General features: G+C 72.6%; 13 protein-coding genes. 2 read left to right on the plus strand and 11 right to left on the minus strand.

Annotation, left to right across the window (positions count from 1 at the left end):
- Positions 1-75 precede the first annotated feature (75 nt).
- Positions 76-561 (minus strand): DUF6328 family protein, encoded by a 486-nt coding sequence (locus I59_RS04440; protein ID WP_022902833.1) that lies wholly within the window; start codon positions 559-561, stop codon positions 76-78.
- Positions 562-644: 83 nt separating this feature from the next.
- Here I59_RS04440 and I59_RS04445 point away from each other — a divergent pair, with 83 nt between their 5' ends.
- A complete protein-coding gene (locus tag I59_RS04445) occupies positions 645-1,250 on the plus strand; it encodes an antibiotic biosynthesis monooxygenase (RefSeq protein WP_042726460.1) in 606 nt (201 codons plus the stop codon).
- An 8-nt stretch (positions 1,251-1,258) separates the two neighbouring features.
- Here I59_RS04445 and I59_RS04450 read toward each other — a convergent pair whose 3' ends face one another.
- From I59_RS04450 to I59_RS04465, 4 genes are read right to left on the minus strand one after another with little or no spacing between them, the layout of a single operon-like run.
- Positions 1,259-2,194: a Ppx/GppA phosphatase family protein gene (locus I59_RS04450; protein WP_022902835.1), complete on the minus strand. Its 936-nt coding sequence runs from the start codon at positions 2,192-2,194 to the stop codon at positions 1,259-1,261.
- Between the two features lie 32 nt (positions 2,195-2,226).
- Complete coding sequence (locus I59_RS04455; protein ID WP_022902836.1) at positions 2,227-3,084, minus strand: ribokinase; 858 nt, start codon at positions 3,082-3,084, stop codon at positions 2,227-2,229.
- Positions 3,081-4,505 carry an MFS transporter gene (locus tag I59_RS04460; protein WP_022902837.1) on the minus strand — a complete coding sequence of 475 codons (1,425 nt, stop codon included), beginning with the start codon at positions 4,503-4,505 and terminating at the stop codon, positions 3,081-3,083. The genes I59_RS04455 and I59_RS04460 overlap by 4 nt, the downstream gene beginning before the upstream one ends.
- A 6-nt stretch (positions 4,506-4,511) precedes the next feature.
- Positions 4,512-5,564 (minus strand): nucleoside hydrolase, encoded by a 1,053-nt coding sequence (locus I59_RS04465; RefSeq protein ID WP_022902838.1) that lies wholly within the window; start codon positions 5,562-5,564, stop codon positions 4,512-4,514.
- Positions 5,565-5,733: 169 nt separating this feature from the next.
- Here I59_RS04465 and I59_RS04470 point away from each other — a divergent pair, with 169 nt between their 5' ends.
- Positions 5,734-6,720 carry a LacI family DNA-binding transcriptional regulator gene (locus I59_RS04470; RefSeq protein ID WP_261976513.1) on the plus strand — a complete coding sequence of 329 codons (987 nt, stop codon included), beginning with the start codon at positions 5,734-5,736 and terminating at the stop codon, positions 6,718-6,720.
- Positions 6,721-7,225: 505 nt separating this feature from the next.
- Here the strand turns inward: I59_RS04470 and I59_RS04475 are convergent.
- The 6 genes from I59_RS04475 to I59_RS04500 form a co-directional block, all read right to left on the minus strand.
- A complete protein-coding gene (locus tag I59_RS04475) occupies positions 7,226-8,905 on the minus strand; it encodes an MDR family MFS transporter (protein WP_022902840.1) in 1,680 nt (559 codons plus the stop codon).
- Positions 8,902-9,525: a TetR/AcrR family transcriptional regulator gene (locus I59_RS20615; protein WP_022902841.1), complete on the minus strand. Its 624-nt coding sequence runs from the start codon at positions 9,523-9,525 to the stop codon at positions 8,902-8,904. Before I59_RS20615 ends, I59_RS04475 begins: the two co-directional genes overlap by 4 nt.
- 35 nt (positions 9,526-9,560) lie before the next feature.
- The gene (locus I59_RS04485) at positions 9,561-10,055 is read right to left on the minus strand and encodes a GNAT family N-acetyltransferase (protein WP_022902842.1); all 495 of its coding nucleotides are present in this window, start codon (positions 10,053-10,055) and stop codon (positions 9,561-9,563) included.
- A gap of 126 nt (positions 10,056-10,181) precedes the next feature.
- On the minus strand, positions 10,182-10,862 hold the full coding sequence (locus tag I59_RS04490; protein ID WP_022902843.1) for an HAD family hydrolase: 681 nt from the start codon (positions 10,860-10,862) through the stop codon (positions 10,182-10,184).
- 53 nt (positions 10,863-10,915) lie between these two features.
- Positions 10,916-11,557 (minus strand): MBL fold metallo-hydrolase, encoded by a 642-nt coding sequence (locus I59_RS04495; protein WP_022902844.1) that lies wholly within the window; start codon positions 11,555-11,557, stop codon positions 10,916-10,918.
- Positions 11,558-11,587: 30 nt separating this feature from the next.
- Positions 11,588-12,013, minus strand: coding sequence for a MarR family winged helix-turn-helix transcriptional regulator (locus I59_RS04500; protein ID WP_022902845.1), 426 nt, complete (start codon positions 12,011-12,013; stop codon positions 11,588-11,590).
- Between the last annotated feature and the right edge of the window lie 55 nt (positions 12,014-12,068).

The raw sequence follows: 12,068 nt of genomic DNA on the forward strand, positions 1-12,068 counted from the left end.
CCCGCCGCGAAGAAGCGCGCGAGCTAGTCCTCGGTTGCTGCTGGTCCTCGGACCCGGCTGGTCCTCCGTGTCCTCCTAGTCCTCCGTGTCCTTCGCGGTCCGGCGGAGCACGGTGGGCAGGGCCGTCCACAGCGTCCCGGTGCCCACGAACACGGCCACGCCGGCGATGATCCCGCCGCGGCCGCCGAGCACCACGTCGAAGACGAACCAGACGGTCCCCGCGAACAGGAGTGCGGCGGCGAACAGCGTGACGAGCAGCAGGACGTTGCCTGCTCGGACGAGGTCGTGCTTCTGCCGCTGCTTGAACACCAGCCGGTGGGTGGCGACCACGGCGAGCGCCACGACGGTGACGACGACGGCGAGCACGACGAGCGTGAGGTAGATCGTCTCCTGCCGGCTACTGAGCGAGGAGAACCGCTGCTGGAACGGCAGCGTGAGCAGGAACCCGGCGAGGATCTGCGTGCCGGTCTGCACGATCCGGAGCTCCTGCTGGATGTCGCTCCAGTTGCGGTCCCACCGTTCGGTCGGGGTCTCGTTCCGGCCCCGCTGCAACTCGCTCATGCCGCGACCGTACTGGTCGCCACGAGGAGCACGGCCGGGCGCTCCGTCACGCAGCGGAAACACGCATCGGGGACACTGGAGGCATGACTCCACAAGAGCCTGGGAGCCTGTCCTCGTCATCCGTGAGTGCAGGCCCGCCCGTCACCGTGTCCATCACCCGCCTCGTCGAACCCGACCGCATCCCGGACGCCACCCGCTGGGTGCAGTCGGGCGTGAACCTCGCGAACCGCTACCCCGGCTTCCTCGGCTCGGGCTGGGTCCGCTCGCACGCGACGAGCCACGAGTGGCACATGCTCTACCGGTTCGCCGACCACGAGCAGCTCGCCACGTGGGAGAACTCCGACGACCGGCTGCGGTGGCTGGACCTCGGCCGCGACCTCGTCGTCGAGTCCCGCGTCGAGAAGCGCACCGGCATCGAGGGGTGGTTCGACGCTCCGCAGGACGCCCCGACGTCGAGCGCGCCGCCGCGGTGGAAGCAGGCGGTGAGCATCTGGCTCGGCTTCTTCCCGGTGAACCTCGTCTTCACGTACCTGGTCGGCTGGCTCGTGCCGGCGTTCGGACACCTCCCGGTGCTGCCCCGGGTCCTCGTGACGACGCTCGTGCTCACGCCGATCATGACGTTCTGGGTGCTGCCGTTCGTCACGGGGCTCATCCGCCCCTGGCTGCTCGCCCCACCCCGGAGGGCCTGACCCCGACCTCAGCCCAGCACGGACAGCTGGTCGAGCCGCTCGAGGATCACGCCCTCGCGCAGCGCCCACGGGCAGACCTCGAGCGCGGGCAGGTCGAAGATGTCGAGGCACGCCTCGGCCACGAGCGCTCCGGGGACGACCTGGTGCGCCCGGCTCGGCGAGACACCGGGCAGCGTCGCGAGCTCGTCGACCGTCATCCGGAGCAGGCCGGGCAGCTGCCGCCGGAGCTCGGCGCCGTCGAGTGACCGCGGGACGAGCGGCCCTTCGGCTGAGGGCGCGGCGCCGCAGATCCGCGCGATCGACCGGAACGTCTTCGAGGTCGCGACGGCACGGTCGGGCCGTCCGGAGCGGAGCAGGAGCCCAGCGTCCCGTGCGATCGACACCCGGATCTCGTGCCGCAGCCGCCGGACGTCGTCCTCGGTCGGTGTGCCGGCGGCGAAGAAGGAGCGGGCGAGCCGTGCGGCGCCGATCGGCATCGACCACGCGACGTCGGGGGCCTCGTCCGCTCCCCCGGCGATCTCGAGCGAACCACCACCGATGTCGAACACCGCGAGTCGACCGGCGGACCAGCCGAACCAGCGGCGGACGGCGAGGAAGGTCAGCCGCGCCTCGTCGCCACCGGAGAGCACGGCGAGCTCGACGCCCGTCTCGGCCTCGACGTGGGCGAGGACGGCGTCCGAGTTCACGGCGTCGCGGACGGCCGAGGTGGCGAACGCCAGCATGTCCTCGCAGCCGCGGTCCTCGGCGATGCGGACGGCGTCGGCGACGAACGCCGTGAGCGCGTCGATCCCCGCTCGGGTCACAGCACCCGATCCGTCGAGGTGCTCGGCCAGGCGCAGCGGCTGCTTGAACGAGGACGCCGGGAGCGGCGCGGCACCGCCGTGGGCGTCCACCACGAGCAGGTGGCCGGTGTTGGACCCGATGTCGAGGACTCCCACGCGCATGGCACCACGCTAGTGCGGACTGGAGGCGCGTCTCACGCCCGCAGGAACGCCTCCAGTTCGGCAGTGGTCGGGTAGGACGCCTGCGCGCCCGGCTTCGTCGCGGCGTACGCCCCGACCCCGACCGCGAACCGGGCGGCGTCGAGCAGCGTGTCCCCGGCGGCGAGCCGCAGCGCGACGGCACCCATGAACGCGTCACCGCAGCCGGTCGTGTCGACGGGCTTGACCCGGACGGCATCGACGGGGACGGGCTCTGCGGCGCCGTCGTGCACCGTGCAACCGGCCCCGCCGCGGGTGACGATCGAGCGGCGGACGCCGTGGTCACCGAGTTCCGCGGCCTCGTGCTCGTTCACGAGGAGGACGTCGGTCAGGTCGAGCAGTTCCTGCGGGACGGCACCGAACGGTGAGAGGTTCGTGAGGACCGTCACCCCGGCCTCGTGCGCGGCCCGGGCTGCGGCGAGGACCACGTCGAGCGACACCTCGAGGCAGAGCCCGAGCACCCCGGCGTCGGCGAAGGCGTCGGCGGGGACGTCGGCCGGCGTCAGCGTGCCGTTCGCCCCGGCGGAGATCACGATGGTGTTCTCGCCGGCGCCGTCGACCGTGATGACCGCCGTGCCGGTGGCGACCCCCTCGCGGACGGCGACGTGCGTCGTGTCGACACCGGCGGCCGCGACGGAGTCGCGCAGCAGCGCACCGTTCCCGTCGTCGCCGACCGCACCGATCATGCGCACCGTGCCCCCGAGCCTCCCGGCTGCCACGGCCTGGTTGGCGGACTTGCCACCGGGGAGGATCGCGAGGTCTGACCCCTGGAGGGTCTCACCGGGCTTCGGGAAGCGCTCCGTGCGGACCACGAGGTCCGCGTTGAGGCTGCCGACGACGACGATGCCGGTCATGCGGCTGCTCCTGTCTCGGCCGAGGCCGGGCGCGGGATGAGGAAGGACGTGGCGAGTGCCGCGCAGGTGATCACGGCACCGAGCAGCATGCCACCGGAGTACCCGGCGGTGCCCGCGGACCCGCCGGTCCCGAGCGCGGTCTGGAGCGCCGGGAGCACCGCGAAGCTGATGCCCGCGCCGAGGTTGAACGCCCCCGCGTTGAGGCCGGGGAGGAACCCGGGGTTCGACTCCGGCGAGAGGACGATGCCGAGGCCGTTCAGGATGATGTTCGCGATGCCCGCGTACGTGATGCCGATGAGGACCGTGGCGGCGACGAGCACGGGGAGCGAGTGCACGCCGACGAACGCCATCACGAGCGTCGCGACGATGCTCCCGACGAGGCCGACGCGGAGGACCGCCCGGTAGCCGAGCGTCGGCGCGAGCCGACCGGCGAAGGGTCCGACGACCCAGCCGACCAGCGCGTACGGCGTGAGGAACGCGAGTGAGGCGAGGTCGGCCTCCATCCCGAAGCCGGCGTCCGGGTTCTGCGCGAGGCTCGTGACCAGTCCGTTCACGACCGCGAACACACCCGTCATCGTGAGCAGTGTCGTCACGAGGAGCGCCCAGGTCCCGCGGCGCTTGAGGAACCGCGTCTCGACGAGGGGCTCGCGCACCCACGACTCGACCGACCAGAAGACGCCGAAGGCGACGAGGGCGAGGACGATGCCACCCACCACGAGCCCCCAGTCGGCGGCTGCGAGCTTGCCCGCCTCGTTGAACGCGGTGAGCAGTGCGCCGACGCTGACGACGAGCGGCAGGACACCCCACCAGTCCATCCGGGTGCCGGCGGACGGCTTCGACTCGACGCCCCAGGCGGCCACCATGAGGGCGGCGACGACGGTCACGGCCGCGATCACCCAGAAGATGCCCCGGAAGCCGAAGTGCGTGGCGATCCAGCCGCCGGCGAGGGCGTCGACGCCCGCGATGCCGCCGTTGACCGCGGTGAGCAGGCCGAGTGCCGCGCCGTAGCGCTTCGGGTCGGCGATCTCGTTGCGGAGCACGAGCAGGCCGATCGGCACGACGGGGCCGGTGACGCCCTGGATCATCCGACCGACGAACAGCATCGGGACGTTCACGGCGAGCGCCGCGACGACGCTGCCGACGAGCATCACGAGGAGCATGCCGAGGAGGACCCGCTTCCGGCCGACGATGTCGGACAGCCGCGGCAGGAACAGCGAGAAGAGCGCCGCGAGGGTGAAGAACAGGGTCTGCGAGAGCCCGATCGTGGCGTCGTCCGTGCGCAGGTCGCGCGCCATCGTGACGAGTGCCGGGCTGAGCATGCTCGCGTTGAGCTGGAACGCGATGCACGCCGCGAGCAGGGCGGCGGTGAGGGCCGTGACGGACCGCTTCGGGGTCGACGTCGTCGTCGAGGTGGTGGTCATGGTGGGTCAGTGCTCCGGGGTGACGGCGGTGTCGGGGTCGGTGAGGGCGGCGGCGACGGCGTGGGGTGCGTCCGCGCGCGGCGCGCTGGCGCCTCCGCGGGGTGTCCATCCGGTGTCCGGTGTCTCGCCGATGCGCTCGAGGGCGTCGACGACGAGGTCCCAGAACCGGCCGTGGTCGAGTTCGAGCGCCGCGCTCGTCCGGCAGTCGGCGGGCGCGGGTGCGCGGAAGTCCGCGACGGTCATGCCGAGGGTGTGGACGCCCTGTGTCTCGATCGAGATCGGCACCCGCACGGCGCGCACGATGGTCGGGTCGATGACGTACGCCACGGCGCACGGGTCGTGCACGGGCGGTGCGTCGAACCCCTGCGCGTCCTTGTAGGTCTGGCCGAAGAAGTCGAGGAGCTCGCCGACGAAGGCGGCCGGACCGGTGCCGACGGCTGCGATGCGGTCGGCGACCTCGGGGGTGGCCAGTGCCTGGTGCGTCAGGTCGAGCCCGACCATCACGACGTCCCACCCGGCGCGGAAGACGATGTCGGCCGCTTCGGGGTCGATGACGATGTTGAACTCGGCCACCGGGCTCCAGTTGCCGACGTGCACGCCGCCGCCCATGAGGACGACCTCCCGGACACGCTCGACGATCCGGGGCTCCTTCCGGGCCGCGAGGGCGATGTTCGTCAGACCACCCGTCGGGACGAGGGTGACGGTCCCGGGCTCGTGCGCCATGACCGTGTCGATGATGAGGTCGACCGCGTGCCGCGGGTCGAGGTCGAACGCCGGCTCGGGCAGCTCCGGCCCGTCCAGGCCGCTCTCCCCGTGGATGTCGCCGGCGACCTCGATCTCGCGCAGCAGCGGTCGTGACGAGCCGGCGGCGAACGGCACACCGGTGATCCCGGCGATCCGGGCGACGGCGAGGGCGTTCCGGGTGACCTTCGGGAGGGTCTGGTTGCCGACGACGGTGGTCACGGCGAGCAGCTCGATGTCGGGGTTCCCGTGGGCGAGCAGCATGGCGACGGCGTCGTCGTGGCCGGGGTCGCAGTCGAGGATGATCTTGCGGGGCACCGCGGGTCTCCACTTCTTCGGGGATGGGACGTCAGGGCCTGACGCGGTGGGGTCCGCGGCGGAGGAATCAGCTCCCGCGGCGCGTCAAGCGTTTGACATCAGAACACGTCAAGCGCTTGACGTCAACTCGTGAGCGCTTGTCGGCTCGCGCACTCGCTACGATCGCCTGGTGCCCTCCCCCGCCCGCGTGACCGCCGCGATGGTCGCCGAGCGCGCCGGGACGAGCATCGCCACCGTCTCCCTCGTGGTCAACGGCAAGGACCGCGGCCGGGTGTCCGCGCCGATCGCCGAGCGGGTGCGCGCGGCCGTCGACGAGCTCGGGTACGTCGTCGACCACGCGGCGAGCTCCCTGGCGCGGGGTAGCGGGGACCTCGTCGTCCTCATCGCCCCCGACCTGTCGAACCCGTTCTTCGCGGAGGTCATCCGCGGCGTCCGGGACACCCTGACCGACCGCTTCCAGCTCGTGCTGTCCGTGACCGAGCGCGGGCGGCAGCCGGTCACGGCGGACGTACGGCGCTTCGAGCGGCTGCGCCCCGCGGGCATCCTCGTGGACGCTCCGGCCGCGGGCGAGGACCTCTCCGCCGGCGTCCCCGTGGTCCAGCTCGACGCCCCGGGCGGGACCGACGCCGTGAACTACGACCTCGCGACCGGCGTCCAGGAACTCGTCACGCACCTGGCCGACCTCGGGCACCGCCGCATCGGGTACCTCGACGGCACCTCGCGCGCGGCGACGTTCGCCCTCCGCCGCCGGCTCCTGGAGGACGCCGCCGTGGCCGCCGGACTGTCGGTGTCCCCGATCGTCGGTTCGGCGGACCTCGCCGTGGACGCCGGCGCGTCGGCCGCGGACGACCTGCTCGACGACTGGCTCGACGACGGGGTGACGGCGGTCGTCGCCGCGGCGGACACCCTGGCGTACGGGGTGCTCCGTGCTGCGGCGGCTCGAGGGGTGGCCGTGCCCGGGCGACTGGCGGTCGCCGGCTTCGACGACCTGCCGTCGTCGTCGGTCACGGCGCCCGCACTGACGAGCGTGGCCCTCCCGGGCGCGGACCTCGGTCGGGCGGCGGCGCTCCGGCTGCTCGCGACGTTCGACGGCGGTGCCCCGGAGGCGCCGTCCCTGCCGACGTGGCTCGTCGTGCGGGCGAGCACCGCCGGCTGAGCCGCGCGCCGCGGGCCGCGTGGGCGCGAGACTCGCGCTGGGCGACAGGACTCGCGCCGATCCGCACGAGAACCGTCGCCCACCACGAGTCTCGGGACCGGTCCACGAGACGGACGGGAGGAACGGTACCGGCCGGTCCCGCGCCTCCCGTCCGGTGGCCGGCGGGTCCGAGACTCGCGCAGAGCGACAAGGCTCGCGCCGATCCGCGCGAGAACCGTCGCCCACCGCGAGACTCGGGACCGGTCCACGAGACGGACGGGAGGAACGGTACCGGCCGGTCCCGCGCCTCCCGTCCGATGGCCGGCGGGTCCGAGACTCGCGCAGAGCGACAAGGCTCGCGCCGATCCGCGCGAGAACCGTCGCCCACCGCGAGACTCGGGACCGGTCCACGAGACGGACGGGAGGCACGGTACCGGCCGGTCCCGCGCCTCCCGTGCGGTGGTTGGCGCGTCCGAGACTCGCGCACAGCGACAAGGCTCGCACCCGATCGCGCGAGTCCTGTCGCTCAGGCCGAGTCTCGACCCGCGCCGTCGGCGGCCGCGGCCGCGGGCGCGGCGGCGGCGCCGCCGCGCTGCGCTCGCTCGAGCTGCTCGGCCTCCGCACCGCCGACGGCCTCGCCGCGGGCGACCATGCCGGCCGTGTCGGACAGGGTGATCTGCGGCAGGAACAGTGCGAGCAGGAACGCGACGCCGATGAACGGCAGGAGGTACCAGAACACCGGCGCGAGCGAGTCGGCGTAGGCGTTCACGATGCCGTCCTGCACGGCCGCCGGCAGCTTCGCCACGGTCGCCGGGTCGATGCTCCCCGCCGACGACGCCGCGTCCGTCGCCGATCCCCCGGCACCCCGGAACACGTCCGTCAGGGCCGTGGTGAGCCGCGCGGTGAACAGCGCGCCGAAGACGGCCGTGCCGAGGGAGGCCCCGACCTCGCGGAAGTAGTTGTTGGTCGAGGTCGCGGTCCCGACCTGGTCCGCGGGCACGGCGTTCTGCGCGACGAGCACGACCACCTGCATGATCAACCCCAGGCCGGCGCCGAACACGAACAGGTACGCGCAGATCAGCCAGATCGGGGTGTCCGCCGCGAGCTGGGTCATCGCGAGCATCGCCATCGCGACGAGGACGGTCCCCACGATCGGGAACATCCGGTAGCGGCCCGTCTTCGTGATCAGGATGCCGGAGACGATCGAGGTCCCGATGAGCCCGACCATCATCGGCAGCATCAGCAGCCCGGAGACCGCCGCCGAGGTGCCCGAGGCCATCTGGAGGAACGTCGGGACGAAGCCGATCGCCGCGAACATGCCGATGCCGAGGACGAGCCCGATGCCCGTCGCGAGGAGGAACGTGCGGTTGCGGAAGAACGCGAGCGGGAGCACCGGGTCCTGCGCGCGCGACTCGACGAGCACCAGCAGCGCGGCCGCGACGACGAGGCCGGCGAACCACGCCCAGGTCTCGAGGGCGTCCCAGCCGTGGTCCTTGCTCCCGCCGAACTCCGAGAAGAAGACGAGGCACGTCGTGGCTGCCGACATCAGCAGCACGCCGAGGACGTCGATCCGCTTCGTCGCCTTCTTGGTCGGGAGCGTGAGTGCGAACCAGGCCACGAAGAACGCCGCGATGCCGACCGGGATGTTGATGTAGAACGCCCAGTTCCAGGTGAGGTGGTCGACGAAGAAGCCGCCGAGCAGCGGTCCGCCGATCGCGGAGAGCCCGAAGATCGCGCCGAGCGGGCCGAGGTACTTGCCGCGCTGCGAGGCGGGCACGATGTCCGCGATGATCGCCTGCGACAGGATCATCAGGCCGCCACCACCGAGTCCCTGCACGGCACGGAACACCACGAGCTGCGTGAAGTCACCGGCGAACGCGCACCCGGCGGACGCGATGGTGAACAGCGCGATCGCGACGAGGAACAGGTTCCGTCGCCCGAGGACGTCGCCGAACTTGCCGTAGACGGGCATGACGATGGTCGAGGCGAGCAGGTACCCGGTGGTCAGCCACGCCTGGTGCGCGACGCCGCCGAGCTCGCCGACGATGGTGGGCATCGCGGTCGAGACGATGGTCTGGTCGAGGCTGGACAGCAGCATCCCGGCGATGAGCGCCGAGAAGATGATCCAGATGCGCCGCTGGGTGAGCAGCAGCGGCCCGTCGGAGCCGGGGCGGGCGCGTCGGGCGCCCTGCGCGGTGGCGGTCATGCGGTGGGGTCCTGTCCGGTGGTGGTGAGGGCCGCCCTGAGCTGGCGGAGGTTGTCGGTGAGCAACGCCTCGAACGGCGGGTCGGTCGCCTCGTCGTAGGCGTCGTCGAAGTAGGTGCCGGCGGTGACCTTGAGCAGCGCCCCCGCGGTCTCCGCCACGAGCTGTGCGCGGCGGTCGGCGGGGTCGTGCCAGCCGAAGCGCTCGCGCACGGCGCGGGCGACGGCGGCGAGCTGCACGTCGACGACGTCGAGGAACTTCGGGACCATCGCGGGCTCGCGGTCGAACACCCGACGGACGAGGGCTTCGTCCGCACGGTCGAGTCCGACGACGTGCATCTGCTCGATCGCGAGCGCGACGACCGATCCAAGCGGGTCGGTCTCCTCGGGCACGAGCGTCCGGGCGGCGAAGGCACGGAACATCTCCTCCGACGCGCCCTGCTCGATCCCGAGCACGGCATCGTCCTTCGACGCGAAGTGGTTGAAGAACGTCCGACGGGACACCCCGACCCGCTCGCACAGCTGCTCGATGGTGAAGCCGTGCAGCCCGTGCTCGATCGTCGCCCGGCGCGCCTCGACGATCATGCGTCGGCGCAGCGCGCGGGTGCGTTCGGTGGTGCTCACCGCACCAGAATTGCACTATCGGTCTGAGAGTGCAATCAAGAAGACGACGGCAGCGCCTTCGCGAAGCAGAACGACCACGGCATGGTCTCCGCGTAGGGCGCGTACACCGGGATCTGCTCCCAGCCGGTCTTCCGGTACAGCGCAACGGCCTCGGGCTGCTTGTCGCCGGTCTGCAGGATCACCCGCGCAGCCCCCTGCTCGCGCGCGACCTCCTCCCCCTCGGCCAGCAACGCCGTCGCCGCACCCTTCCCCCGGGCAGCCGACAGCACGATCAGGCGCTTCAGCTCGACCTCGTCCCCGAGGCGCCGCACGGCGATGTGCCCGAGCGGGGTGCCGTCGTCGTCGATCGCGAGCACCGAGGTGATGACGTCCGCCGGGTCGACGGTGAGCACGCGGTCGCGCTCGGCGGTGACGGCGGGGTCCTCCATCGCGTTCGCCGAGCCGTAGCGCTCGTGCATCTCCTCGTCCATCGTGGCGCGGAGGGCCACTCCGCGGGGGTCGTCCCAGGCGACGCGTTCGATCGTGATCACGAAGAACGATCCTGGCACGCCGAGGCAGCGGCACGCCCGGACGCGCAGGCCCGGACACCCCGACGCCCGGACGCGCAGGCCCGGACACCCGGACGCGCAGGCCCAGACGCCCGGACGCCCGGACGGTCAGCGCAACGCCGCGATCGGCCCCTCCCCCGCCCGGAACGCCGCGAGGACCGCGGCCGCGTCGTCGTGCACCGCCGCAGCGCCGGCCTCACGGAGCTCGTCACCGCCGACGCCACCGGTCATCACGCCGATGCTCGTCACACCGACCCGGCCGGACGACTCGACGTCCCACACCGCGTCGCCGACCATGACCGCCGCGCCCGCGTCGGCCCCGGCCCGGTCGAGCGCGACCTGGATGATGCCCGGGTCCGGCTTGGCCTGCTCGACGTCCTCCGAACTCGTCACCGCCGTGAGCCACTGCTCGGCGTCGAGGAGCTCGCGGAGTCGGACGAGTTCGGGCTCGGGCGCACTCGTGGCCAGGACCACGGCGTGCCCGGCGTCGGCGACCGCGGCGAGGAGCTCCCGGGCGCCGGGGAGGAGCCGGAGCCGCGGCTGGTGCTCCGAGTAGTAGGCCGAGTGGTACTGCTGCGCGGTCGTCCGGGTACCCTCCGAGGCGTCGGGGAGCAGCGCTCCGAGGAGCTTCGCCGAGTCCATCCCGATCGAGCGGTGGATCCGCCAGGCGTCGACCGACTCGCCCGCCGCCGCGAAGGCCCGTGACCAGGCGTCGATGTGGGCGTAGTTGGAGTCGACGAGCGTGCCGTCGATGTCGAAGAGGACTGCGGTCCTGGGTGCGTCGGCCATCACTCGATGGTCCTCCGCGTCGGGCGTGCCCCTTCCCAGGCCGCCTCGTGCGGTCAGACGGTGATCGACTCGCCCGCGGGCAGGATCGTCACGGGCACCGGACCGAGACCGTCCGACCCGAGGAACCGGGCGGCCGACTGCTGGCCGAGGTCGCTCAGCATCGCCTCGTGGATCTGGACCGCCCGCTCCGGCGCGACCGCGCGGACGTAGTCGACCGCCTCGGCCGTGTGGGTCCACGGACCGCTGGTGGGCAGGAGCAGGAGGGGCACCGGGACGCCGGGCACCAGGTAGGCGTCGCCGGGGTGGAAGACACGGTCGGCGACGAGGTAGCCGACGTTCGCGATCGTGGGGATGTCCGGGTGGATGACGGCGTGCTCCTCGCCGAAGACGCGCACCGGGAACGGCCCGACCTCGAACGCGTCCCCGGCCTGCACCGCCGTGACGCGTCCGTCGTGCGTCCCGAGCTGGTCGACGACGGCCTGCGGCCCGCGCACGACGAGCGCCGGGTTCGCCTCGAGGCCGGAGCGCACGGCCTCGACGTCGAAGTGGTCGAAGTGCTCGTGCGTGATCAGCACGCCGACCGCGGAGCGCAGCAGGTCGGCGGACTCGGGCGTGAAGGTGCCCGGGTCGATGACGAGCGTGGTGCCGTCCTGCTCGAGGACGACCGTGGCGTGGTTGTACTTCGTGAGCTCCATGCGAGCAAGTCTACAACACTGTTGTAGACATCATCCGTGGTCGGCGAGGCGGTGGAGGAGTGCCGGGACCCGTTCGAGCAGGGCCCGGTCGTCGTCGTCGAGCTCACTGTCGATCGCCGAGGCGAGCCAGTCCGCACGAGCCCGGCGGTCCTCGCGGATCGCGGCCTCGCCGGCCGTCGTGATCCGGATCACCGAGACGCGCCGGTCGTCGCCCGACGTCTCGCGCTCGACCATCCCGCGCGCCGTGAGCTCGGCCACCGTGCGCGACTGCCCCTGGTGCTTCACGCCGCGTCGCCGGGCGAGCGCGGCGATCGTGCGCGGGCCCTCACGGTCGAGCAGCCCCAACGTCGCGGAATGGGCCGGCGGGAGGCTGTCGGCGTGCCCGCGGGTCGCCCGGACGAGCCGTCCGACCGACTCCCGGAGGGCGTCGGCCAGGTCGTCCGCGGGCTCGGTCATGGTCCGACCGTACCCGCCGTCGGCGGGTGCACCAGCGCACCCCCGGGGACGGGAC

This window comes from Curtobacterium sp. B8 (assembly GCF_000333315.1).
GTDB lineage: Bacteria > Actinomycetota > Actinomycetes > Actinomycetales > Microbacteriaceae > Curtobacterium > Curtobacterium luteum.